General features: G+C 35.9%; 19 protein-coding genes and 1 other annotated feature. Of the genes, 6 read left to right on the top strand and 13 right to left on the bottom strand.

The window, feature by feature from the left end; translation table 11 throughout:
* Nucleotides 1–159 precede the first annotated feature (159 nt).
* The 7 genes from nagZ to tyrS all read right to left on the bottom strand — a co-directional run bounded on the left by nagZ (nt 160) and on the right by tyrS (nt 8271).
* Complete coding sequence (gene nagZ / locus KHA87_RS11090; protein ID WP_213094109.1) at nt 160–1932, bottom strand: beta-N-acetylhexosaminidase; 1773 nt, start codon at nt 1930–1932, stop codon at nt 160–162.
* A gap of 212 nt (nt 1933–2144) precedes the next feature.
* Entirely contained in the window at nt 2145–3929 is a 1785-nt protein-coding gene (locus KHA87_RS11095; RefSeq protein ID WP_213094110.1) for a M56 family metallopeptidase, read from the bottom strand.
* A 17-nt stretch (nt 3930–3946) separates the two neighbouring features.
* On the bottom strand, nt 3947–4333 hold the full coding sequence (locus KHA87_RS11100; protein ID WP_213094111.1) for a BlaI/MecI/CopY family transcriptional regulator: 387 nt from the start codon (nt 4331–4333) through the stop codon (nt 3947–3949).
* Nucleotides 4334–4904: 571 nt separating this feature from the next.
* Nucleotides 4905–5447, bottom strand: coding sequence for a BA5345 family protein (locus tag KHA87_RS11105; protein ID WP_213094112.1), 543 nt, complete (start codon nt 5445–5447; stop codon nt 4905–4907).
* A 185-nt stretch (nt 5448–5632) separates the two neighbouring features.
* Nucleotides 5633–5782 (bottom strand): hypothetical protein, encoded by a 150-nt coding sequence (locus KHA87_RS11110; RefSeq protein ID WP_213094113.1) that lies wholly within the window; start codon nt 5780–5782, stop codon nt 5633–5635.
* A 420-nt stretch (nt 5783–6202) separates the two neighbouring features.
* A complete protein-coding gene (locus KHA87_RS11115; protein WP_213094114.1) occupies nt 6203–6403 on the bottom strand; it encodes a hypothetical protein in 201 nt (66 codons plus the stop codon).
* A gap of 605 nt (nt 6404–7008) precedes the next feature.
* Nucleotides 7009–8271: a tyrosine--tRNA ligase gene (gene tyrS / locus KHA87_RS11120; protein WP_213094115.1), complete on the bottom strand. Its 1263-nt coding sequence runs from the start codon at nt 8269–8271 to the stop codon at nt 7009–7011.
* Nucleotides 8272–8318: 47 nt separating this feature from the next.
* Nucleotides 8319–8535 (bottom strand) — a binding site (T-box leader).
* A gap of 726 nt (nt 8536–9261) precedes the next feature.
* Between tyrS and KHA87_RS11125 the strand changes: the two genes are divergently transcribed.
* On the top strand, nt 9262–12090 hold the full coding sequence (locus tag KHA87_RS11125; protein ID WP_213094116.1) for a transglycosylase domain-containing protein: 2829 nt from the start codon (nt 9262–9264) through the stop codon (nt 12088–12090).
* A gap of 79 nt (nt 12091–12169) precedes the next feature.
* On the opposite strand, the gene acsA is transcribed toward KHA87_RS11125, so the two are convergent.
* A complete protein-coding gene (acsA, locus tag KHA87_RS11130) occupies nt 12170–13888 on the bottom strand; it encodes an acetate--CoA ligase (RefSeq protein ID WP_213094117.1) in 1719 nt (572 codons plus the stop codon).
* Nucleotides 13889–14186: 298 nt separating this feature from the next.
* On the opposite strand from acsA, the gene KHA87_RS11135 reads away from it, so the two are divergent.
* From KHA87_RS11135 to KHA87_RS11145, 3 genes are all read left to right on the top strand, one after another.
* Entirely contained in the window at nt 14187–14819 is a 633-nt protein-coding gene (locus KHA87_RS11135; protein ID WP_213094118.1) for a GNAT family N-acetyltransferase, read from the top strand.
* 104 nt (nt 14820–14923) lie between these two features.
* On the top strand, nt 14924–15559 hold the full coding sequence (locus KHA87_RS11140) for an acetoin utilization AcuB family protein (protein WP_213094325.1): 636 nt from the start codon (nt 14924–14926) through the stop codon (nt 15557–15559).
* A 2-nt stretch (nt 15560–15561) separates the two neighbouring features.
* Nucleotides 15562–16710, top strand: a complete 1149-nt coding sequence (locus tag KHA87_RS11145) for an acetoin utilization protein AcuC (protein WP_213094119.1) — start codon at nt 15562–15564, stop codon at nt 16708–16710.
* Nucleotides 16711–16748: 38 nt separating this feature from the next.
* On the opposite strand, the gene lepB is transcribed toward KHA87_RS11145, so the two are convergent.
* From lepB to KHA87_RS11160, 3 genes are all read right to left on the bottom strand, one after another.
* The gene (gene lepB / locus KHA87_RS11150) at nt 16749–17300 is read right to left on the bottom strand and encodes a signal peptidase I (RefSeq protein ID WP_213094120.1); all 552 of its coding nucleotides are present in this window, start codon (nt 17298–17300) and stop codon (nt 16749–16751) included.
* A gap of 336 nt (nt 17301–17636) precedes the next feature.
* On the bottom strand, nt 17637–18638 hold the full coding sequence (gene ccpA / locus KHA87_RS11155; protein WP_213094121.1) for a catabolite control protein A: 1002 nt from the start codon (nt 18636–18638) through the stop codon (nt 17637–17639).
* A gap of 525 nt (nt 18639–19163) precedes the next feature.
* Nucleotides 19164–20240 carry a bifunctional 3-deoxy-7-phosphoheptulonate synthase/chorismate mutase gene (locus KHA87_RS11160; protein WP_213094122.1) on the bottom strand — a complete coding sequence of 359 codons (1077 nt, stop codon included), beginning with the start codon at nt 20238–20240 and terminating at the stop codon, nt 19164–19166.
* 246 nt (nt 20241–20486) lie between these two features.
* Here KHA87_RS11160 and KHA87_RS11165 point away from each other — a divergent pair, with 246 nt between their 5' ends.
* Entirely contained in the window at nt 20487–22643 is a 2157-nt protein-coding gene (locus KHA87_RS11165; protein WP_249310261.1) for a cell division FtsA domain-containing protein, read from the top strand.
* A 52-nt stretch (nt 22644–22695) separates the two neighbouring features.
* Here KHA87_RS11165 and KHA87_RS11170 read toward each other — a convergent pair whose 3' ends face one another.
* Nucleotides 22696–23040 carry a YtxH domain-containing protein gene (locus KHA87_RS11170; RefSeq protein ID WP_213094124.1) on the bottom strand — a complete coding sequence of 115 codons (345 nt, stop codon included), beginning with the start codon at nt 23038–23040 and terminating at the stop codon, nt 22696–22698.
* Between the two features lie 12 nt (nt 23041–23052).
* Entirely contained in the window at nt 23053–23541 is a 489-nt protein-coding gene (locus tag KHA87_RS11175; protein WP_213094125.1) for a DUF948 domain-containing protein, read from the bottom strand.
* A 236-nt stretch (nt 23542–23777) separates the two neighbouring features.
* On the opposite strand from KHA87_RS11175, the gene KHA87_RS11180 reads away from it, so the two are divergent.
* Entirely contained in the window at nt 23778–24893 is a 1116-nt protein-coding gene (locus tag KHA87_RS11180; RefSeq protein WP_213094126.1) for an aminopeptidase, read from the top strand.
* Nucleotides 24894–24911 lie beyond the last annotated feature (18 nt).

Raw genomic sequence — 24911 nt, forward strand, 5'->3', positions numbered from 1 at the left:
GAATCATGCCTATTTTTTCTATTTATCTTCGAATGTTAGCTTATTCAATTAGAGCACATTTATCTTTTATTTTGCCTCAAGTATTTTTTCAACATCCCATTCTCCAGTGCACTCCAATACGGAATAAGTAATCTTTTAACTCACGAATCTATTTAATAATTACTGTAAATAATTATTCAGAAGACTATTGATTGAGTGATTTATTTCATTTATGTTAGGATTTCCTACTTTCGTATCGTTAATGCTATAGTTCCTTTTTAGTTGAATTATTCTTTCTATACTTTCATTTAATCTTTGTTCGGAGATTTCTCCATTTTGAACAGCAGTTTTTAAAGAGGAGATAATCTTTACAACATTATTATAGTCATGCCCTACTAAAATAATATCGCTTCCTGCCTTTACTGATTCTACCGATGCTTTACCAATATCAAAATGTTGTGTGATGGCTCCCATTGTCATATCGTCCGTTATGATTACTCCTGTATAACCAAGTTGTTTTCTAAGAACATCCGTCATGACAGCTTTTGACATGGTCCCTGGATTCGTTTTATCTAATTGAGGCAATAAGATATGAGCGACCATCACAACATCTGCACCTTGATTAATCGCACGTTCAAACGGTATTAACTCTAGTTCTTTAAGTTCCTTAAGGCTTTTATTTACAATTGGAAGGTCCAGATGGGAATCAACCGATGTATCTCCGTGACCAGGAAAATGCTTAATTGTCGTGATAACGTTCTGAGACTGTATCCCTTTCATCGTTTGAACCCCAAGTTTACTTACTATTTCCGCATTGTTCCCAAATGATCGATCCCCTATTACTGGGTTATTCGGATTGCTGTTAATATCAAGAACAGGTGCAAAATCGAGATTTAAACCATATTCTTTTAATTCTCGACCTAAAAGTGTACCGACTTTATAAGAAAAATCGGGATTATTTACCTGGCCAATCTTTTTATTTGGTGGAAAGTTAACAAGTCCGCCTGGCAATCTTGTCACACGTCCACCCTCTTGGTCAGCACCTAGTAAAAGCGGTAAACTGGAACTATTTCCAGCTTTCAGTTGATTCACAAGTTGAATCACTTGTGCAGGGGTTTCAAAATTATATTTGTAAAAAATAATTCCCCCAACATGGAATTGGCCAATTAATTGTTTTGCGTTTGCATCCATTGTAGTCCCGGAAATTCCAGCAAGAATCATCTGGCCAATTTTATCTTCTAAGCTCATTTTAGAAATGACCTCTGAAATGGATTGATTTCCTTGTTGATTTGGTTTTTCAACTTGTGTTTGTTGATTTGGTTCCTTTTCAATCTGTGTAAAGAGTGAGATATGGTCAACTTTAGGATTTGGCTCTTGCTCTGTTTTTACCGGTAAAACCCATAATAAATCAGTAGTAGCCGTTGAATGATAGACTAGTATCATTTGGTCAACAGTTGAATTTTTATAGTATCGAATAGCATCGGGTTGTCCACCAGTTTTCTCAATTTCATTTAACGAGATTTTTTGTAGTTCCGAATCATACGATCGTATATCATTTACAGTCTGATGGGCATATCCGATTGTAGCATGATGACTTGCGTATTCCTCATATCTGCCTTTAGTAGTTTCCGAAATATGGTCTGATTTTCCCCATTCTTTGTTTACTTCCTTCCATTCTGTTTTACCGGAAACAAAGGGAATATTCGGAACCTTCCTTTCCTTAGATAAGGAAAAAGTTTCTTCTACTAATTTCTCAAGACTTGAAATCTGATCCTTCTTCGAATCCACTATTTTTTTACCGGAAGGATTAGTAATAATTGGGCTCTCTTTAGCTGGCGACTGTTCGCTATGATTTAGTTTGATTGCATAATAAACGCCAATGATTAAGGCTAAAATTATAAGTGGAATCGTAAAAATAAGTAGTTTATTTCGTGATTTCCTATGTCTTTTCATACTCCAATTCCCCTTTCTAACTTTTCATTTTTAGCTTTTATGACGTTTTTTCACACTTTTTCGAGTTCATCTTCCGATTGTTATTGCTATTGTTTAATCTATTAAAGAAAATCTTTAACTTACAAGAGGAGGAAACCATGATCCTTTCATCCTATCTTTAAGTTGTTTAACGGAGCTCGTTAGGAGTCGTTACTTTTTTGTCTCATATATTATTACCATTGTCTTCCCGGATCGTTTGACATATTATTAACGGTCCCCCTAGGGTAAAACACGGAGTAGTGGTCCATTACCGGGTCAGGATTGCTATTTGAAGGCTTAGGAAATACTAACAAAATGTTGTATTCCGAATTTGCAACATAACCAATAATCTCCTCACTGTTACTTTTCGCATCATATGCCGGAGTTCCAAATACTTTCTTTACCATAGAAAGTGATAATTCATTTAATTTTTTATCAAAGGATCTCGCCTCAAAAATCTGTGACCCTTTGTTGAAACCAAATACCAAATTGTATTTTGAAAATACAGCATAATTTCCTTTAGCATTAGGCACCCAATCAACCTTCTCCGGATTTCCTAGTTTTCTCTCTACGTCTTCTATAACAGTAGTTTTAACTGGAAACTCTGAGTTGATGATTTTACCCTGCTTTGCCAATTGCATGATACTTGAAAGAAGTTCTCTCTGAGTATCCACATTAGATGATGAAGCAGAGCTATTGTTACTCGATACTGACGAATTGTTTGTTTTGTCTTGTGTTGTATTGCTTTGTGATGCTTGATTTATATTGCCTTGCTTTGTATTGCTTTGTGATGCTTGATTTATATTGCCTTGCTTTGTATTGCTTTGTGATGCTTGATTTATATTGCCTTGCTTTGTATTGCTTTGTGATGCTTGATTTTGAGATGTTTTTTCCAATGCCAGAGTAGAACTATTGGTATCACTGGTTTCATTTGGGCTAACATCTGAACTGCCAGGTTTAAGGGCGCTTGAACAGCCTACCATAACTGTAAGAGATAAAGCCAATACTGCACATATTGCCGAACTTTTTTTAAATTGTGTAATCATAACAATTCTCCGTTTATTGTATTTACTTGCATATCCTAATGTCCCAGTAGTACTCCTTTTTTCTGAGAATAGTCTAAGCATATTGATTATTGTCTGACCGTATTTTTTGACTTCTTCTGTCTTTAAAGTGCTGATGACAGACGCATCACAAGCCACTTCACAGTCTTGTTTTACCTGATTAAGTGAATACCAGATTAAGGGGTTGAACCAATAGATTGCTTTAACAATCATAAGTAAGGTGTTTACCACTAAATCCTTGTTCTTAATATGAGTTAATTCATGGCTTAACACAAACCCAAACTCTTCCGGGGTTAATTTGTCTATAAGCTCCTCTGGAATAATAATTTTAGGATGGATTATCCCGTAAACTGCAGGCGATTTCGAGTAATTACTATAAATAATTTTTATCCTAGAATTAACTTTAAGCTTTGATCTTTCTGCTTCTAAAATTTCAATTAAGTCTTCTCTTTCACAGACTGAACACTTTTTCAGTTTAGCCCTCATCAAGATATTTACGCATAAAATATATAGTAAAATTGATGAAACACCTATTATCCACAGCACCGCTGCAGTATCATAACTAAAAATAGCACCAATAATTCCTGGATCAGCTAATGCATTACTTTCTTCTATAGACGGTGTATTTTCGGTTGTGGTAGTACTGTTTGGTATTATGTTAGGAACATATTGTTCTGCTATAAAATGAGGATCAAGTTCCTTTTGTTCAATTGGAATAAAGTTCATAAAGCTTATATGACTTTGAATGTCTAATGGCACTATTAGCCTAAGTACAAGCAAAATCCAAATATAATAATGAAGCTTTGCACTTAGCCTTTGTCTAAAAATCGCCTTTACGGCAAGTATCCCCAATGCTAGAATACTACCCATAAGTGACAGTAATAATACTTCTTTAAATACTGCAGATAAAACCATACACCATTACCTGCCTTTTAATCGTTATTTTTTTTATTAAGCAATCTTTCCAGTTCTTCTATTTCCTTCTCGGAAATCTTCTCTTCTTTTATAAAATTGGCGAGCATAAGGTGGATAGAACCATCGTATACCTTTTGAAGAAATGACCTTGTTTCTTCCAGTACACAGTCTCTTTTATCTACCAAAGGATAATACTCATAAAGAGGCATCTCCTTATTTACACCTAAAGCACCTTTCTTTACCAGTCTACTTATTAATGAATGAATTGTTTTCGGACTCCAATTCTTATTAGAACTTACTGCCTCTACTATCTTCGCAGAAGTTAATGGAGATGGTGCTTCTTCCCATAGCACCTTCATTACAATCCACTCTGCATCAGATATATTGCAATCTGTTTTCTTCATCTTTCTCCTCCATCCTACAAGTGTAATCCACAATAAAGACTACACTTGTAGGACGGAGTTGTCAACGTCCTTTTTTTACTCATCATAAAAATTAAACGAACCTTCCAACTTAGCAATTTTATTTTTGCCTTTAACACTACTCAGCACGCACACTTTTAGATTTAAAAGAAGAAACGGTTCAGTTATTCTCCGAAAGATTAAGTGGGGCCAGTTCTGAATATTATCGGTTTAAACGTTGATATATCAAGGGTTGATAGATTTATCGAGCTCTACTCACGTTAATGACCGGATAATAAAAACCCTAGAATCATTGTTAATCAATGGTTCTAGGGTTTTTATTATTTCTGTTTTTTTTGGTAACCATATCCTACCTATTTCAGGAGTTTTGTGAAAAGATTTGAATGAAATCCAGTAGATAGATACTGATATTATTTACACCTATGTGGTATCAAAAAAGCAAAAAACAAGCATGGTTCTGCTCTATCCAATGGGTGGAAAATTTCATTACTTCCATCCCTATTTACAAAAAAAAAGCATCTTTGTTTAGATGATCATAGAATAGATATTAAAATTAAGTAAAATTCTCTTTTTTAATTTCCTTGATAAAAAAATCAAGATTCCTTTTAAAGTAATGATAGTTAATTGCAACTACTATAGATAGAATAAAAATTCCAGTAAATAAAATTGTAGTTCCTATAGAGTAATCATAAATGACAAATAAAATAATTAAAGTTAATAGAGACAACATAAGACTGGTTAATAATGCACGTAAAGCATGAACTTGCCCTAGTCTATAACTGTATATGCGTTGTATTTCTTTCCCTTTCTCATTTCGCATTATTAATTGATCAATTTTATATTCCCCAATAAAGTATTTCTTCCAATTTGTAATTAATACAAAACCAAAATGAATACTAAGTTGATGAATAAGATGACCAATGATGACACCCGATCCTGTCAATAATGCAGTTATACCTACAAATGAGATATCAAATTCTTTGAGTAAATCAGTTACTACTTGTTTTTCATCTATCAGAAAATAAGAAAAAACTATGGTAATATAAACCCAACCCGGAATACCCCATCTAATTAAATGCTTAGCTTCAAAATTCATATATTTTGTCCTCCTATTTAATATTTCGCCGCATAAACAGGATTTCCTTTTTCTTAATTAAACTTTCCAAATTAAGAATGATAGTTAACTGATAACTATCCTACACATTTGCTAATCGCATTTACCCTGTTAAGAGTTTATACTCCTACAAAATCGTTTCCTTTTTATTTTGTCTTTCATCTCCCTTATGAAGGACATTTTTCCTTCGTTTCCGAAGCATTTTGTCTTTCATCCCCCTTATGAAAGACATTTTCCTTCGTTTCCTTTGTATTTTGTCTTTCATCCCCCTTATGAAGGACATTTTTCCTTGGTTTCCTTTGTATTTTGTCTTTCATCTCCCTTATGAAGGACATTTTTCCTTGGTTTCCTTTGTATTTTGTCTTTCATCCCTCTTATGAAGGACATTTTCATTTCGTCTTCGAAGCATTTTGTCTTTCATCTCCCTTATGAAAGACATTTTCCCTTCGTTTCCGAAGTATTTTGTCTTTCATCCCCCTATGAAGGACATTTTTCCTTGGTTTCCTTTGCATTTTGTCTTTCATTTCCCTTATGAAGGACATTTTCCCTTCGTTTTCGAAGCATTTTGTCTTTCATCTCCCTTATGAAGGACATTTTCCCTTCGTTTTCGAAGTATTTTGTCTTTCATCTCCCTTATGAAAGACATTTTTCCTTCGTTTCCGAAGCATTTTGTCTTTCATCTCCCTTATGAAGGACATTTTTCCTTGGTTTCCTTTGCATTTTGTCTTTCATTTCCATTATGAAGGACATTTTCCCTTCGTTTTCGAAGCATTTTGTCTTTCATTCCCCTTATGAAAGACATTTTCCTTCGTTTCCTTTGTATTTTGTCTTTCATCCCCCTTATGAAGGACATTTTCCTTCGTTTCCGAAGCATTTTGTCTTTCATTTCCCTTATGAAAGACATTTTCCCTTGGTTTCCTTTGTATTTTGTCTTTCATCCCCCTTATGAAGGACATTTTTCCTTGGTTTCCTTTACATTTTGTCTTTCATCTCCCTTATGAAAGACATTTTCCCTTCGTTTTCGAAGCATTTTGTCTTTCATCTCCCTTATGAAAGACATTTTTCCTTGGTTTCCTTTGCATTTTGTCTTTCATTTCCATTATGAAGGACATTTTCCCTTCGTTTTCGAAGCATTTTGTCTTTCATCCCCCTTATGAAAGACATTTTTCCTTCGTTTCCGAAGCATTTTGTCTTTCATCCCCCTTATGAAAGACATTTTTCCTTCGTTTCCTTTATATTTTGTCTTTCATCTCCCTTATGAAAGACATTTTTCCTTCGTTTCCGAAGCATTTTGTCTTTCATCCCCCTTATGAAAGACATTTTTCCTTCGTTTCCTTTATATTTTGTCTTTCATCTCCCTTATGAAAGACATTTTCCCTTCGTTTCCGAAGCATTTTGTCTTTCATTTCCCTTATGAAAGACATTTTCATTTCGTTTCTGAAGCATATTGTCTTTCATCCCTTTCATGAAAGACGTTTTCATCCAATAAAATAGCGTGATCCCGCTCATTCTCGAGATCACGCTATACAAGAAATTGTATAAATCAAACAAAATTAATTAGAAAATACTTCTTCTTCCCTTTACGGATAACGGTAAATTCTCCTTCGATACGGTCACTTTCTGCTAATACGTACTCGACATCTGAATTACGTTCCCCATTTATATAAATGGCACCATTTTGAATATCTTCACGTGCTTGGCGTTTGGATGAAACAATTTTTGCCTCCACCAGTAAATCTACAAGATTTAAATTGCTATCCTTAGAAAGCTCAAAGGATGGTACATCTTTAAAGCCTTGTTTAATTTCGGATGCGCTTAAGTTTTTGATATCTCCGCTAAATAGTGCATCAGTAATCTTTAATGCTTGTTCTAGCGCAGCGTCACCGTGAATTAAGCGTGTCATTTCTTCTGCTAATGCTTTTTGAGCCTTACGTAGATGCGGCTCCTCTTCCACTGATTTTGCTAATGCATCGATTTCTTCATGCGATAGGAATGTGAAGTATTTTAAATATTTGACTACATCCGCATCCGCCGTATTAATCCAAAATTGGTAGAATTCGTATGGACTCGTTTTCTCAGCATCTAACCATACAGTACCACTTTCTGTCTTACCGAATTTTGTACCATCTGCTTTCGTTACAAGTGGAATCGTTAAACCGTATGCTTTTGCCCCTTCTTCCTCTACTTTACGAATTAGCTCCAAACCAGTTGTGATATTGCCCCATTGATCGCTTCCGCCAATTTGCAATTTACAATCATGATTTTGGTATAAGTGCAAAAAGTCAATTGCCTGTAAAATCGTATACGTAAACTCTGTAAAGGAGATTCCCGTTTCTAATCTGGATGCAATGGTATCCTTTGCCAGCATGTAGTTTACGCCAATGTATTTCCCGTAATCTCTTAGGAAAGTTACTAAATCCATGGAACCTGCCCAATCATAGTTATTTGTCATGATTGCGGCATTTTCACCATCAAATGTAAAGATTTGTTTCAGCTGTTTCTTAATGCCTTCCACATTTTCCTGAACACTTTCAATAGTAAGCAGTTTTCTTTCTTCTTTTTTACCACTTGGATCCCCGATTAATCCTGTTGCTCCACCAACTAACACAATCGGACGATGCCCTGCCTGTTGAAAACGGCGCAATGTCAAAAAGGGTAGCAAATGTCCAATATGCATACTATCTGCAGTTGGATCAATTCCACAGTATAGAGAAATTTTATTTTCATCTAATGTTTTCTGCAGACCTTCTTCATCCGTTTGCTGATATATTATTCCCCGCCATTGTAAATCTTCTAACAAGTTCATCGTATCATCACTCCTTATAAAAATAAAAAGCCCCTTCGTTATATTAACGAAGGGACGAAATTATCCGTGGTACCACCCAACTTGAGAATAAAGCATTCTCCACTCACAAAATTGTTAACGAAATTCATCCGTTTGCTGCTACTAGCTTTCACAGCAAAAGCTCCAGAATGTAATTCATCCATTCTATATGTATCGGTTCACACCTGCCACCGACTCTCTAAAAACAGGGATAGAAAGACTACTTTATTCCTTCAAGGCCATATATTTGTTATAAAACTTAATACATTTTAAACATACCTCTGACATAATGTCAAATATTTTTTCGAGAAAAATTTGAAATTTTTTGAAATAAAATGAAACCAAATCCGACTTATTAATGAATGTTTTTTTATCCGATTCAGGATGTAACATGGGAATGAAATCTTCCATGAATGAAATCATTTATATAATATATCATCGCGATATATACCATTTTGATGCCTGCAATCATGAAATAAAAGCTCTAAACAAAAAGAGGTAAATTTTCATACGATATCAATCAATTACTATCCGAAAATCCAAATTATGAAAGCATACATAAAACCATTTTATCTAATACATATGAATCAAAAGCATGCGCCGAGACTTTTATATTTAAAAACAAATGAAATAATTAATTATTATAAAAACGTTGATTTTTCTACACTGAAAATTATTAAGTTTATAAGAAGTAAAGCAGAGCCTTCTTGTCCAATAACTTTTAAATTTACTAAATAGTGGATAATAAACTTGCAACCATAGATCATAGTGTTTTGCTTAATATAAATGATGAAATTTAAACTACTATTTATAACCATGGATGTACGGGTGAATTTTGGTTTTACAATGACAAATAAATATGCAAGAAGAAGATAAAATAGGTAAATCTAAGGATATCAATTAAATTACGAAAAATCCGCAATTTCCAGTCCATTCTTATGCTATAATGAATGTGATTTTGGGGGGATATGGATGAAAGAAACGATAAATAAAATGAAAGAGCTTTATGATAAAGTTTTTTCATTTTTTCAAAATGATAAGCTGCAAAAACGAACCCGGATTACTTACGGAGTTTTCTGGAACTTATTGTTGCTTTTTATCATTGTTGCGATCATCGGTCTGTCCTTTGCCGGTGGAATAGGTGCCGGATATTTTGCATCTTTAGTGAAGGATGAACCAATCCGCACCTATGCTGAGATGAAAAAGGATATATATGATGAAAATCAAACTTCAAAGCTATACTTTGCCAATAATGTGTATTTAGGTAAGATGCGTACTGAATTAGAAAGGGAAGAGGTTTCTGTTGGACAGGTTTCGGATTATTTAAAAAACGGACTCATTGCAACGGAAGATGAATATTTTTATGAGCATCACGGGATTGTGCCAAAAGCATTATTTCGCGCTATTTTTCAAGAAATGACCAATTCTTCCACTCAATCTGGCGGAAGTACCTTGACACAACAAGTTATTAAAAATCAAATTTTGACCAATGAAGTTTCCTTTGACCGCAAAGCAAAGGAAGTGTTACTTGCCCTTCGTTTGGAGAAATTTTTTACTAAGGATCAAATATTGGACGCATATTTAAACGATACGTCCTTTGGCCGTAATTCATCAGGACGGAATATCGCAGGTGTACAAACCGCAGCGAAAGGAATTTTCGGTGTAAGTGCGAAGGATTTAAATCTACCGCAATCAGCCTTCATTGCCGGCTTGCCGCAAAGTCCATTTGGTTATACACCGTTTACAAATCAAGGAACATTAAAGAAAAATCTTGAACCTGGAATTAATCGTATGAAAACCGTTTTAAAACGGATGCGGGACAACGGTTATATAAATGATAAAGAATATCAAGATGCACTTCATTACGATATTAAAAAAGATTTTATAACCGCACAAAAAAGTCCAAGTGAAAAATACCCTTGGCTGGTAGATGAAATTGAAAAGCGTTCTCAAGAAATTATCGCATCGATGTTGGCGAAAAAAGATGGCTATTCTGAAGAAGCTTTACAAAAGAACAAAGCATTATACGAAAAATATCAAACACTCGCCAATCGCAATATTCGTCAAAATGGTTATAAGATTCATACTACTGTCGTAAAAGCTATATATGATAAAATGCAAAAAGCCAAGAATGAATTCCAAGGTTATGGTCCTATTCGTACATTAACTTACACGGATCCAAAAACCGGGAAAGAAAAAAAGAGAATTGAACCTGTTCAAATTGGGGCAATGCTGATAGAAAATAAAACCGGCAAAATATTAAGCTTCGTCGGAGGCCGTGATTTCAAGTTGGAGCAATTAAACCATGCTACCCAAGGGAAGCGGCCAAATGGCTCAACAATGAAGCCGCTTTTAGTATATGGACCGTCCCTGGAACTAGGGAAAATATCTCCAGGAAGTATGATTGCTGATACGAAGTTTTCCATACAGGCAGGCGGAAAAGAATGGAGCCCGGAGAACTATACTATCGGGAGAGAATATGGGCTTGTAACTGCAAGACAAGCTTTAGCTAATTCCTATAATATTTCAGCAGCGAAAACCTATTTAAATATTATCAACCAGCGACCTGCAGATTATTTAAAGAAAATGGGCATTACAAGCTTAACCGATGGCGATTATTATAACCCATCATTATCCCTGGGTGGAATTACTAATGGTGTTACAGTTGAGGAAAATGTGAATGCATATGCTACATTCGCTAATGGAGGACAATTTGTCGATGCCTATTTAATCGATCGAATTGTCGATAAGAATGGAAAAACGATTTACCAGCATGAGTCGAAGCCTGTTCCGGTTTTCAGTCCACAAACGTCCTATTTAGCCCTTGATATGATGCGAGATGTCTTAGGCTATGGAACCGCCGCTTCGGTAAGATCAATGCTAAAGTTTTCAGCAGATTGGGCAGGAAAAACAGGAACGACACAGGATTGGAAGGATGCATGGTTTGTAGCGACCAATCCAAATGTCACCTTTGGAACTTGGATTGGTTATGATACACCTAGTGATTTAAGAGCGGCAAATTATCCAAACTATAGCATTCGAAATTTGCAAATCTGGAGTAAATTAATGAATGCTGCATATGATGCTGATCCGAAAATGGTTGCTCCGAAAGATCACTTTACAATGCCTGGTGGTATTGTAAGAAAATCATATTGTGCTATATCCGGAGATCTTCCATCCAAAGCATGCTCGGTTGCCGGCCTTGTTAAATCCGATTTATTTAATGCTAAATATGCTCCTACAAAAGAGGATGATAGCCTAATTGATGGAAAGTATGTGACCATTAATGGCAAAAATTATTTGGCATTGGATTCAACCCCATCGGAGTTTGCCCATACAGGATTTTTATTAAATCCAGATTTTATCAAAAACATTGGAGCCGATAAAGAGAAGGATTTAAGCAAGTTGATTCCAAATAATCCGATTTGGAGTAAAGTGCTTGTTCCAGATGCAAAGATTACAGATGATGGAAAACCTCCATTGCCTGTTAAGGTAACAAAAGTAGGTAACCTAATAAAATGGACGGAATCCCCAAGTCCTGATGTAGTAGGATATCGTGTCTACAGAAAAGATGGCAAGAAGCTGGCAGCTGTCAGAAGTGGTGATAAATTAGTGTATCCATTTAGCAGTTCAGATATATATGTTGTAGCTGTAGATGTTGCAGGCAATGAATCTTCGCATTCCAATGTTGTTCAAATTGATATAGAGCCACCTAATGATGGAAGCAAAGATGATAAAGTGCCGGATGATAAAAAGGAAAATGATGACAATTTAGATATTATTAATGGCTTAAACCATTAATAGGAAGTCAAAAACCCCACACATTAAATGTGTGGGGTTTTTTAGTAAGGATGTCAATATAGATTGTGACTTTTCATTATTAATCTTCCATTGTAGATAAATCCCCAACTGGCAAATCAAGCTCCCACGCCTTTAACACTCGGCGCATAATTTTACCGCTTCTTGTTTTCGGCAGCTTATCACGGAACTCTATTTCTCTTGGAGCGGCATGGGCAGCGAAGCCTTTTTTAACAAATTGACGAATATCCTCTTTTAGTTCCTCTGATTCTTCATATCCATCCATTAATGCTACAAAAGCCTTAATGATTTCACCGCGAACAGGATCCGGCTTGCCAATAACGCCTGCTTCTGCAACAGCTGGATGCTCTAATAATTTGCTTTCCACTTCGAATGGACCTACACGTTCACCTGCTGTCATAATGACATCATCAACACGGCCCTGGAACCAGAAGTAACCTTCTTCATCCATATAAGCGGAATCTCCTGAAACATACCAACCATTCGGGAAGAAATAAGAATCATATTTCGCTTGATTGTTCCAAATAGCATGCATCATAGATGGCCAACCGCGTTTAATTGCAAGATTCCCCATACGATTAGGTGGCAGCACATTTCCTTGGTCGTCCACTATTGCTGCTTCTACACCAGGAATAGGTTTTCCCATGGATCCTGGTTTAATTTCCATACTTGGGTAGTTGCATATTAAATGGGCACCTGTTTCTGTCATCCACCATGTATCATGAATACGGTGGTTGAATACCTTTATTCCCCAGCGGATAACCTCTGGATTAAGTGGTTCACCGACACTTAGAATATGGCGAAGAGAGGAAAGATCATACTTTTTAACTAGCTCATCACCCGCGCCCATTAGCATTCGGAACGAAGTAGGTGCACTGTACCAGACAGTTACGCCAAATTCTTCAATTGTCTTATACCATGCATCAGGGCTGAAGCGTCCTCCGATAATGACATTGGATGTACCTGTCAGCCACGGACCAAACATACCATAAGAGGTTCCTGTTACCCATCCTGGATCGGCAGTACACCAATAAATGTCTTCTTCTTTCAAATCCAGAACCCATTTGGCAGTTTGATACTGTTGAATCATGGCATTATGGACATGAAGCACGCCTTTAGGTTTACCAGTAGAGCCTGATGTATAGTGAAGAATTAGCCCGTCATGTCTGTCAACCCATTCCATTTCCAAGCTTGTAGATGCACCTTCTAAATGTTTTAGAAAGTCTATATATTTTCCATCTTCCTGAACATCTGATCCAACGATAAAGATTGTTTTTAAAGCAGGCAGTTGATCAACTGGAACCCGACTTAATAATTCAGGCGTTGTCACTAATACTTTCGCTTCACTATCCTCCAAACGATCCTTAACGGCGCCTTCCATGAAGGCTTCAAATAAAGGACCTACAATAGCTCCAAGTTTAATAGCCCCAAGTGCTGCAAAATAAAATTCCGGAGATCTTGGCATAAAAATAAAAACGCGATCCCCTTTTTCTACATCACCATATGATTTTAAAACGTTTCCTGCTTTATTTGTAAATTCTTTTAATTCCTTGAATGTGTACTTTTCTTTTCTTGAATCGCTGCGGTAATATAGAGCGACCTTATTTTTGCGGAATGATTCTGCGTGGCGATCTACCGCTTCGTATGCTATATTTACCTTACCCGTTTCAGACCATGAAAAAGACTTTTCAGTTTCCTTCCAATCAAAGGTTTTGTATGCTTCTTCATAGTCTTGAAGATTATAAGATCCTTTAATTGCTGGTAACGCTTCCACTTTCATGATTACAACCCCTTTTCCAAGATAAGAAAGTTTAATATCCAAGGTTATTTCTAACTAAGACATATATTATTCATCATTGCCTTGAACATTTTCGGAAATTATTCACATATTTAGTATAGTATAAAGTTTCAAAAATCTCAATTTTTTTAGGCTTTTACAAGTTTGTAAACATGATATAATATATAAGATTCAATAGGAATGTAAGCGCTTCATTTTATATGGAAGATACATAATCTTTTATATTGCATTAGTCCATTATGTATAATATTAAATAACTATTTATCAGGCGGGTGACTAGATGGAGCACAAAAAAACGTACAATGCTATGGAACTTAAAACTGCACATGGAAATGTAATAATTGAAGGACCCATTACTTCCAAACAACTTGCCGGATTAGAATTCCATAAAGATTTAATAGCTTTTCGCCCCTCTGCACTCCAACACAAGGCATTAATTGAAATAGCAGACTTGCCTGAAGGAAGAATCATTATTGCCAGAGATCAAGAAACGGTTGTAGGCTATGTTACCTTCCTTTACCCGGACCCGTTAGAACGATGGAGCGAAGGGAAAATCAGCAATTTAATAGAATTAGGAGCAATTGAGGTAATACCAAAATATAGAGGGGCATCCGTTGGTAAAAGCTTATTAAAGGTTTCCATGATGGATAGCTTTATGGAAAATTATATAACGATTACAACGGAATATTATTGGCATTGGGATTTAAAAGGAACAGGATTAAATGTTTGGGAATATCGAAAAGTAATGGAAAAAATGATGAGCGCCGGTGGTTTGGAGTGGTTTGCGACAGATGATCCGGAAATTTGCTCCCATCCTGCTAATTGCTTAATGGTGAAGATAGGAAAAAATGTAGACCAGGAATCGGTTCAGCAATTTGATCGCCTAAGATTTAAAAATCGATTTATGTACTAATATTTTTACCCTTTATTTCTTGAAAAATATGCAGCTATTAAGGGAATCGATTATTAAAAATTCCTCTGGCACATTCTACCTTTTACATAAGGAGTTGAATCATGATGATTGTGGAAGAAATTATGAAAACGGATGTTATAACATTATCTCCAAACGATTCTCTAAAATCTGCCATCACCCTAATGCGGGATAAAAAAATTCGCCATATTCCTATAACGAATGAAAGAAATGAATTATTAGGTTTAATAACTGAACGAGATTTTAAAGATATCCCTCACACTTTGTATTTAAATGATGAAGAGGACAAGCGGTTTCGTTTAAGTGACTTTATGAAGACATCTATTATTACCGGCCATCCACTAGATTTTGTAGAGGAGGTTGCTGCCCTTTTTTACGAGCACCGAATCGGTTGTCTACCTATTTTAAGAGATAAAAAACTGGTTGGAATCATAACTAGCACTGATTTGCTCCATACAATGGTGCAATTAACTGGTGCAAACCAGCCTGGTTCACAAATCGAGGTCAAAGTACCGAACCGGAAAGGAATCCTTTACGAGGTTACAGGTATTTTTCGAATGCATAATGTAAATATTCACAGTGTTCTTGTATATCCCGATAAGAAAGATTTAACTTCCAAAATCATTGTTTTCCGAATCGGGACAATGAATCCGATTGCTATTATTGAAAGCTTAAAAGAAAATGGCCACCAAGTTCTATGGCCAAACCTACCGGGAGTTTAACAATGTCTAAAGATGCAGTATTTATTTATTCAGAAGAACTTCTTTCATATCGTTTTTCCAATCAACACCCTTTCAACCAGATACGCATCAAATTAACGTTAGATTTGTTAAGAAAAATGAATGCTATAACAGATGCAGATATAGTTGCTCCAAGAATGGCAACAGATGCAGAGATAGCCTTAAATCATGATCCATCCTATATAAGTGCAGTGAAAAATGCAGGCAGTAATCAACTATCAGCTGAAAGAGCAGAAAGCTTTGGTTTAGGTACAGAGGATACTCCAATATTTCCTAATATGCATGAAGCGAGCGCACTTGCGGTTGGAGGGACTTTAACTGCGGTAGATGAAGTAATGTCGGGTAGATTTTCTCATGCCTTGCATTTAGGTGGCGGGTTGCACCATGGCTTCCGCGGAAAAGCATCTGGATTTTGTGTTTATAACGACTGTTCGGTTGCTCTCAAATATTTGCAAGAAAAATATAATGCAAGAGTACTATACATAGATACAGACGCACATCACGGCGATGGAGTGCAATGGTCCTTCTATGACGATGAAAATATTTGTACTGTTTCCATACATGAAACTGGCCGTTATTTATTTCCCGGAACAGGGAATGTGAACGAATGGGGAACTGGGAAAGGCTACGGATATTCTTTTAATATCCCCTTGGACGCATTTACAGAAGATGAATCTTGGTTGGAATGCTACTCTACTTCGGTTAAAAAAATTGCGGAGTATTTTAAGCCAGATATTATTCTTACCCAAAATGGTGCAGATGCACACTATTATGATCCGCTTACCCATCTATCGGCAACGATGAAAATTTACCGGGAGATTCCAAAGCTTGCCCATGAACTCGCACATCAATATTGCGGAGGGAAATGGATTGCAGTTGGAGGTGGCGGCTACGATATTTGGCGGGTAGTGCCACGAGCTTGGTCTTTATTATGGCATGAAATGACGAATAATGATATTAAGGACTCTACACTTCCAGCATCCTGGCTGGAATATTGGCAGCCAAAGGCGCCATTTTCGTTAGTACCAACTTGGGAAGACCCCATGAATATGTATAAACCAATCCCCAGAAAAAAAGAAATTACAGAGAAAAATAAACAAACGCTGGAGAGAGCGATACATATGATTAAATAAGAAAAACAAGACCTATCAGGTCTTGTTTTATTATAGTGTTATTTAAAAATATCTATTTCATTTAATGGCCAGAAGCGGATTTTCACTTTACCGATGACAGAGCTCTGTCGAATGAAACCAAACATTCGGCTATCCTTACTTATTTCTCTATTATCTCCTAAAACAAAAAAGTATCCTTTTGGAACAGTCTTTGAATTCGTTGGCGAATCTTGTAGCGAGAAGTCACCTGTTAGCTTTTGCATCGGCGGCAATGCCTTTTTATATTGATTTAAATATGGTTCGTCATATGCTTTTCCATTAATGTATAATATATCATTTTTCATTTCAACCGTATCACCCGGAAGCCCAATGACACGTTTCACATAATCTTCATTTGCATCAGGTGCATGGAATACAATTTCATCGAATCGCTTGATCTTGCTTAACTTACTTACAATAATCCGGTTTCCATCCTGCAGATTAGGCATCATCGACTGCCCTACTACAATAGATGGAACAAATATAAAATATCTGCAAACAAATACAATTATTGCAGCAAATACGATAGATTTAATCCATGAAAATATTTCCTTTTTTTTGTTTTTCTCCATATTTATTTACCGTCCTTTTAGAATTCATCCATGTATAAAGAAATTTGTTTGATAGTAACTAAATATACGATATGTATACTCATATAATTACAGGTTAACAGAAATAAGCCTGTGTATCAAATGGTAAAAAAATATGGCTGTTTCATGTATAGTTACAAATCCCTATAATAACCTTAGTTTCGAAACGTCTTTTTATTTGAATGTTAGCATAATCAATACGAAGAAAGTTGTAATGGTTTTCGATCTGTTAAATAAAATACGAAACTTAAGAACAGAGCCAGTAAGAAAAAAAGGGTAACCATCGTATGTCTATACTAATGGGAACCCCTAGAAAAACTATTCTGTAGTGGAGCTGCGATGCTCAATTCTATGCGGCAGAATAACAATATTTTCTGTTACCTTTTCCTTATTCATATATTTTGTTAAAAGCCTCATTGCTACGGCGCCAATATCATATAAAGGCTGTACAACGGACGTCAGCTGTGGGCGAACCATAAGGGCAAGTCGGGTATTGTCAGAAGTAATCACTTCCAATTGTTCTGGAATGACAACTCCATCATCCTGTGCTCCATGGACAACCCCAAGTGCCATTTCATCATTTCCAGCAAAGATGGCAGTTGGCTTTACAGTTTGTTCACGTAACTTTTCCCATGCCTCAATACCGGAGTCATAAGTATAATCTCCTTCCAATACAAGCTCTTCATTAAATGGAATTCCCGCTTTTTGAAGCGCTTCTTTATAGCCTTCAAGCTTTAATTCCCTATTGATTGGATCATGAAGCGGTCCGATTAGGATGGCGATTTGTTTATGTCCCTTTTCGATGAACTCGCTTATTGCATCATAAGCTGCTTGCTTATAGTCAATATTAACCGAAGGAATTTTGTTAAAAGGCTCGATGGAACCAGCCAAAACAATTGGGACAGGGGAACGTTTAAATTCCTGAACATGTTCCTCCGTGATATTACCACCCATAAAAACAATACCATCCACTTGTTTTCCAAGCATCGTATTCAGTAAGTGTAGTTCTTTTTCCTTATTTTGGTCAGAATTGCTAAGAATTATATTATATTTATACATGGTTGCAATATCTTCAATACCGCGGGCTAATTCAGCAAAGAAAATATTCGATATATCCGGAATAATAACTCCTACTGTTGTTGTTTTCTTGCTTGCAAGCCCTCTTGCCACAGCATTCGGACGATAGCCCAGTCTCTCTATTACCTCTAAAACCTTTTTCCTAGTTGCTGGTTTTACATTTGGATTGCCATTCACTACCCTAGAAACAGTTGCCATAGATACATTTGCTTCTCTAGCAACATCGTATATGGTAATATTCATTTCACTCACTCCATTTTACAAACTCTATGTAATATTATTTAGTATTTTCTATTCTGCTTTATTTTACAAGGATCTTTTCGTAAACTTTGTTGCTTTTTATACGAATCTTTAATATGAAACGGATGTTAATAGTAGGCTTTAGAAGATTTCGCGAAAAAATACCTGATTTCTGTATCCCATAAGGAATATGGAAGCTATTCGAAACTCCTTTACAAATTAATCCTTAGAATAATCATACGATACATAGTATATTCCTGCAACGAAATCCACCATTTTGAAAGGCTCTTTTCTTAAGCTTTGTTCCTTTTTTAGACGAAAATCTCAATAAAGCCATGATCTTATTTTATGAATGAATTACTTTCTTAAGAAAATATACCCCGAACTAAAGCTATAAAGGGCTTGTAGCAATATTCAAGAAAACAACAATCTAAACTAAAACAGTATTTGACATGAATCTATTACTATTTTCTATATTATTTTGGATTCGATTCATCAAAAAAAAGAAAAACCCTCTAGTATGGAGGGCTAGACTCTTGCTGGCTGTGATGCCATTATTTCTTTGTAGAAGGAATCAAACTGTGCCAAATCCATTTGCTGGGCAGCATCAGATAATGCAACTGCAGGATCTGGATGCACTTCTGCCATAACTCCATCGGCACCAATAGCAAGTGCAGCTTTGGCTGCCGGTAGTAGCAAATCTCTTCTTCCTGTAGAGTGTGTAACATCAACAAATACAGGAAGATGTGTTTCCTGTTTTAAAATTGGTACTGCCGTAATATCTAATGTATTTCTTGTTGCTCTTTCATAAGTACGGATGCCACGTTCACAAAGGATAATCTGACCATTTCCCTGTGACATAATATATTCTGCGGCATTAATGAATTCATCGATAGTTGCCGCAAGTCCTCTTTTCAATAACACTGGTTTATTAATCGATCCTGCAGCCTTAAGTAATTCGAAGTTTTGCATATTTCGTGCACCGATTTGAATAACATCAATATAATCGACTGCCTTCTCAATATCAGCAGGAGTGACGATTTCACTTATGACTGCCAAGTCAAATTCATCTGCAATTTGCTTTAATATTTTTAGACCTTCCAGTCCTAACCCTTGAAAATCATATGGGGAAGTTCTCGGTTTATAAGCTCCACCTCTTAATAGCTTTAGCCCTTTTGCTTTGACAGCTTTCGCTACCTCTGCAACTTGTTCATAAGACTCTACCGCACAAGGACCGAAAACAAAATGCGCTTTTCCATCACCGATGGATTCTCCTTTTAAAGTTACGATTGTATTTTCAGGCTGCTTCTTACGTGAAACTAGCAATGCTTTTTGATGATTTTCTTGCTGCAAATCTAAGGCAGCCTTAAAGATTTCTTTAAAAATATGCTCGATTGTTGCAGTATCAAACGGCCCGTCATTATATTCTTTGATAATATTTAGCATTTTTCGTTCGCGGACTGGATCATAGCGATTTACGCCTTGAGTTTCTTTAACTCGTCCAATTTCTTGGACCAAGCGTCCTCTCTCGTTGATTAATGCTAATAATTTCAAATTTATATCTTCCACTTGCTTACGTAAATCATTAAGCTCTTGATTCCCCATTTCCAACATCCTTTCTATACACTCATTAAGCAAATTTACAAACGGAAGTCAGGACGGACTCCAATTTTGTTTAAAAATTTTTATCCATGTGTTACATTTTAAATAGAAAATTAATTAATTCATCTTATATATTAGGAATCATTATAATCCATTGAAATAAAAATGTCACTAAAAATATCTTTAATAATTAAACGCTTTTAAGTATTAAAGTATTTTATGAATATCAAAATAAGAAGGTGTATCATTTTGCAAGAAAAAAACAAAATATTTGCCTTAGACATTGGTACACGTTCAGTGGTCGGTATTATTTTAGAAGAGGAAAATAAACATTTCCATGTCGCGGATATATTTGTAAAAGAACATACAGAAAGAGCTATGCTAGATGGGCAGATTCATGATGTTGTTTCTGTTTCTAAGATAATTCGGGACGTAAAAGAAGAAATGGAAAAAAATCATGGACCACTAACGAAGGTTTGTGTTGCCGCTGCAGGTCGTGCCTTAAAAACAGAAAAGGCAAAGGTATCCATATCAATCAAGGGCAAGCCCATGATCACAAAAGAAGATATATTGCATCTTGAATTAAGTGCTGTTCAAAAGGCTCAGAGCATAGCAGCTGAGAAAAACTCCTCCACAGAAAGCAGAAATTACTACTGTGTTGGTTATTCCGTCTTCCAATATCAACTGGATGGGGATGAAATTGGAAGCTTAATTGACCAGCAAGGGGATGAAGCTTCTGTAGAAATTATTGCTACCTTTTTGCCAAGAGTTGTTGTAGAATCATTGATTTCTGCACTAAATCGTGCGGATTTAGAAATGGACGCATTAACTCTTGAACCAATTGCTGCAATAAATGTACTTATACCAGCATCGATGAGAAGATTAAATGTTGCACTTGTAGATATCGGGGCGGGGACATCTGATATAGCGTTAACAGAGCTTGGAACGGTTACAGCCTATGGCATGGTTCCTGTAGCTGGTGATGAAATTACAGAAGCCATTAGTGATCAGCTGCTCCTTGATTTTCCGCTTGCTGAGAAGGCAAAAAGAGACCTGTTAAATAATGAATCGATAGTAGTGGAAGACATCTTAGGTTTTCAATCGGAATGGACCCATGATAATGTTGTAGAGCAAATCGATTACGCAGTTGACCGCCTAGCGAATGCAATATCCAATGAAATAAAACAGTTGAATAATGGCAAATCTCCAAAAGCGGTCATGCTTGTTGGAGGCGGAAGCTTAACACCTAATTTGCCTAGGAAAATTGCTACTTGCCTTGACCTTCCTGAAAATCGCGTAGCTATCCGTGATTCCAGTGCCATCCAAGGACTTATTCTATCTGAACAGATTCCTAAAGGACCAGAATTTATCACACCAATTGGAATAGCTATTGCTGCAAAGCAAACACCGGTTCATTATGTAACCGTCTATGTAAACGACCAGCCGGTTCGTTTGTTTGAAGTGAAGCAGCTTACAGTTGGTGATTGCCTTTTAGCATCAGGTACGAAAGTGAGCTCACTTCACGGTAAGCCTGGTATGGCTATTATGATTCAAATGAATGGCCAGCAAATTACCATTCCAGGTGAACATGGGCAGCCTCCAATTATTAAAAAGAATGGAGAAAATTGCAGTCTGGATGAACCGGTTCAAAACGGTGATCAAATTATTGCCCTTAAAGGTATGGATGGGCGATCACCAGAAGTAAGGATTAGTCAATTTTTAGATGATATCCCTGCAAAAACCGTTTATATTAATGAGAAAAAATATGAAATTGCAACCATTATTAAAAGAAATGGAAATAATGTTACTTCAGAAGAAGTGGTTGCAGACCGGGATATACTGGAGGTGCAACTTCCAGATACAATTGAGGCGTTATTAAAGTCTACTAAGCACAATCATTTAATTGCGGATTTGGAACCGTTTAGAATCCGCTTAAATGGCAAGGAAACTTTTTTGCTTGCTTTTTCAAGCAAATTATTTTTAAACAATAAGCCTGCTAAACTTTCACATCCATTTCAAAATAATGATCATATTCAAGTGATAAAAAGCTCGTTAAATACGGTTAGACAATTGGCAGAAATAAAAAATATACCTTTGTATAATCTAATTCATGTCTTCTTCAATGGTGAGATGATAACAATGAAGAAATCAAAAACAGAATGGTATCGAAATGACGTTAAACTAAAGGAAGACGACATTATCTCGCACGGTGATATCATTGAAATGAAAACCATTGAAATGGAACCTTTTATCTTCCAGGATATTTTTCGTCATGTAGAAATCGATATTCCAAAGGAAAGCTCCGGAAAATTCCATCTATTAAAAAACGGTGAAGAAACTACCTTTTACGAAATAGTTAATGATGGTGATAAATTAGAAATCTTATGGGACCCCGTTTTACGTTAACAGTAAAAAACAAGCAGTGGTTGTTGTACCACTGCTTGTTTTTTATATAACATTATTTCGATGCTTTCTCTGCAAGATGCTTTGTCTTTTCTTTTACTGTCTCTGCGATATTCGTTCCTTTATCTATTGTCATATCACGTAATTGAGATGATTTTTCTTTTGTTAATGCAATAAATTCAGTACCTTTTTCGGAAGCAATCGTCTTTAGCTGATTGCTTTTATTTTTCAAAGAATCAAATTGTCCGGATAACCCACCACGGATTTCTTTTCCAGACTTCGGAGTTAACAATAACGCTGTTGCTGCTCCAAATACACCACCAACTATGGCACCTATAAGAAATGTCTTCGCATCTATTTTTTCATGCATTTCGCTTCTATTCATTTCTGTGTTTTCCATTATAGATTCCTCCTATTTACTTCTTACTCTCTTTACCTCTCTTAATTCCATATCTCCTTGATCCTCAAAGGTCTTCGTTTCATAATTTCTTTCTCTTTTTTCCATCCATTTGTCACGTAGCTCTTTAATAACCGTCCCCCATTGGATAACCTGTGCAATTTTATCCTGGTTATTAACTACTTGAGTGGAGAGACTGGATGACACCTTACGAATGGATCCGTTAAATTCCTTAATAGTTGTACCTACATCTTGAACAGCATAAACAACGCTGTTCAGCTTTTCGGATTTTTGTTGAATATCCTCTGCTAATTCATTTGTCTTATGTAATAGTGATGTTGTTTCTGTCGTAATACCTTGTAATTGTCCTTCCAAATTCTCCATTGTCTTTGATACACTGTCCATAGTTATTTTCATTGATTTCAAGGTTTTTGAAATACTGATGACAAGGATTAAAAATGCCACCGCAATTAATGCTACGCTTAAATAAAGAATAATAATCATATGCAAACCTCCAATTAAATAAACATTTCCCCAATTATGGACAACCTAAACGTATTTATGTATTCATTCTTCATTTTCATTTATCAATGTCCTAAATCGAGATTTCACTTCTACTATTTTCTCATAATCGAGTTGTTTCGCCAAATATTAAATTATTTAGACTTTTTCATACCACAACTTCTATCAATTTAGGTTACAATATAGTTGTACGTAAATTATTTTTGGAGGAATTCAACATGAAAGATCCACGAATTGAAAAACTGGCACATAATTTAATTAACTACTCCGTTCAATTAAAGCCCGGTGAAAAAGTACTAATTGAAAACTTTGGACTACAGCGGGAGTTAGTAGTTGCCCTTGTAAAAGAAGCGTATGCAGCAGGCGGATATCCGTTTGTTTCCTTAAAAGATCAACAGGTAGACCGTGCACTTCTAATGGGTGCTGTCCAAGAGCAATTCGATATGAAAGCAGACTTTGAAGCAAACGTGATGAAAAATATGGATGCCTACATTGGTCTACGTTCAGGAGATAACATTAACGAACATGCAGATGTTCCAGATGAAAAAATGAAAATCGAAGGAAATACCGTTGGCAAAAAGGTACACAGAGAAATTCGTGTACCGAAAACAAAATGGGTAGTACTTCGTTATCCAAACTCTTCTATGGCTCAGCTTGCAAAAATGAGCACGGAAGCGTTTGAAAACTTTTATTTTGATGTATGTAACTTGGATTACAGCAAAATGGATAAAGCGATGGATTCATTAGTAGAACTAATGAATAGGACAGATAAAGTAAGACTAGTGAGCCCTGGAACGGATTTGACTTTTTCTATTAAAGATATACCGGCAATTAAATGTGCAGGCCGTTTAAATATACCAGATGGAGAGGTATATACAGCACCTGTAAGAGATTCTGTAAACGGAACACTTACATATAATACACCATCCCCTTATCAAGGCTTTACTTTTGAAAATGTAAAACTTACCTTTAAGGATGGAAAAATTGTCGAAGCTACTGCAAATGATACAGAAAGAATTAATAAAATCTTCGATACGGATGAAGGAGCAAGATATGTAGGTGAGTTTGCTATAGGAGTAAATCCGTACATACTTCATCCAATGCAGGATATATTATTTGATGAAAAAATCGCCGGAAGCATTCACTTTACTCCTGGCCAATGCTATGATGTAGCTCCAAACGGGAATAACTCTAATATCCATTGGGATATGGTATTAATTCAACGACCAGAATATGGCGGCGGAGAAATTTATTTTGATGATGTTCTAATTCGCAAGGATGGTATATTTGTATTACCTGAATTAGAATGCCTAAATCCTGAGAGTTTAAAGTAACAATAAAAAAGGCTGCAT

The organism is Bacillus sp. FJAT-49736, from assembly GCF_018343615.1.
GTDB lineage: Bacteria > Bacillota > Bacilli > Bacillales > Bacillaceae_C > Margalitia.

Excerpts from the sequence above, each read along its gene's own strand:
- nagZ (WP_213094109.1), bottom strand. The coding sequence starts at position 1,932 with ATGAAAAGACATAGGAAATCACGAAATAAACTACTTATTTTTACGATT.
- KHA87_RS11095 (WP_213094110.1), bottom strand. The coding sequence starts at position 3,929 with ATGGTTTTATCTGCAGTATTTAAAGAAGTATTATTACTGTCACTTATG.
- KHA87_RS11100 (WP_213094111.1), bottom strand. The coding sequence starts at position 4,333 with ATGAAGAAAACAGATTGCAATATATCTGATGCAGAGTGGATTGTAATG.
- KHA87_RS11105 (WP_213094112.1), bottom strand. The coding sequence starts at position 5,447 with ATGAATTTTGAAGCTAAGCATTTAATTAGATGGGGTATTCCGGGTTGG.
- KHA87_RS11110 (WP_213094113.1), bottom strand. The coding sequence starts at position 5,782 with ATGAAAGACAAAATACAAAGGAAACCAAGGAAAAATGTCCTTCATAAG.
- KHA87_RS11115 (WP_213094114.1), bottom strand. The coding sequence starts at position 6,403 with ATGAAAGACAAAATACAAAGGAAACCAAGGGAAAATGTCTTTCATAAG.
- tyrS (WP_213094115.1), bottom strand. The coding sequence starts at position 8,271 with ATGAACTTGTTAGAAGATTTACAATGGCGGGGAATAATATATCAGCAA.
- KHA87_RS11125 (WP_213094116.1), top strand. The coding sequence starts at position 9,262 with ATGAAAGAAACGATAAATAAAATGAAAGAGCTTTATGATAAAGTTTTT.
- acsA (WP_213094117.1), bottom strand. The coding sequence starts at position 13,888 with ATGAAAGTGGAAGCGTTACCAGCAATTAAAGGATCTTATAATCTTCAA.
- KHA87_RS11135 (WP_213094118.1), top strand. The coding sequence starts at position 14,187 with ATGGAGCACAAAAAAACGTACAATGCTATGGAACTTAAAACTGCACAT.
- KHA87_RS11140 (WP_213094325.1), top strand. The coding sequence starts at position 14,924 with ATGATTGTGGAAGAAATTATGAAAACGGATGTTATAACATTATCTCCA.
- KHA87_RS11145 (WP_213094119.1), top strand. The coding sequence starts at position 15,562 with ATGTCTAAAGATGCAGTATTTATTTATTCAGAAGAACTTCTTTCATAT.
- lepB (WP_213094120.1), bottom strand. The coding sequence starts at position 17,300 with ATGGAGAAAAACAAAAAAAAGGAAATATTTTCATGGATTAAATCTATC.
- ccpA (WP_213094121.1), bottom strand. The coding sequence starts at position 18,638 with ATGAATATTACCATATACGATGTTGCTAGAGAAGCAAATGTATCTATG.
- KHA87_RS11160 (WP_213094122.1), bottom strand. The coding sequence starts at position 20,240 with ATGGGGAATCAAGAGCTTAATGATTTACGTAAGCAAGTGGAAGATATA.
- KHA87_RS11170 (WP_213094124.1), bottom strand. The coding sequence starts at position 23,040 with ATGGAAAACACAGAAATGAATAGAAGCGAAATGCATGAAAAAATAGAT.
- KHA87_RS11175 (WP_213094125.1), bottom strand. The coding sequence starts at position 23,541 with ATGATTATTATTCTTTATTTAAGCGTAGCATTAATTGCGGTGGCATTT.
- KHA87_RS11180 (WP_213094126.1), top strand. The coding sequence starts at position 23,778 with ATGAAAGATCCACGAATTGAAAAACTGGCACATAATTTAATTAACTAC.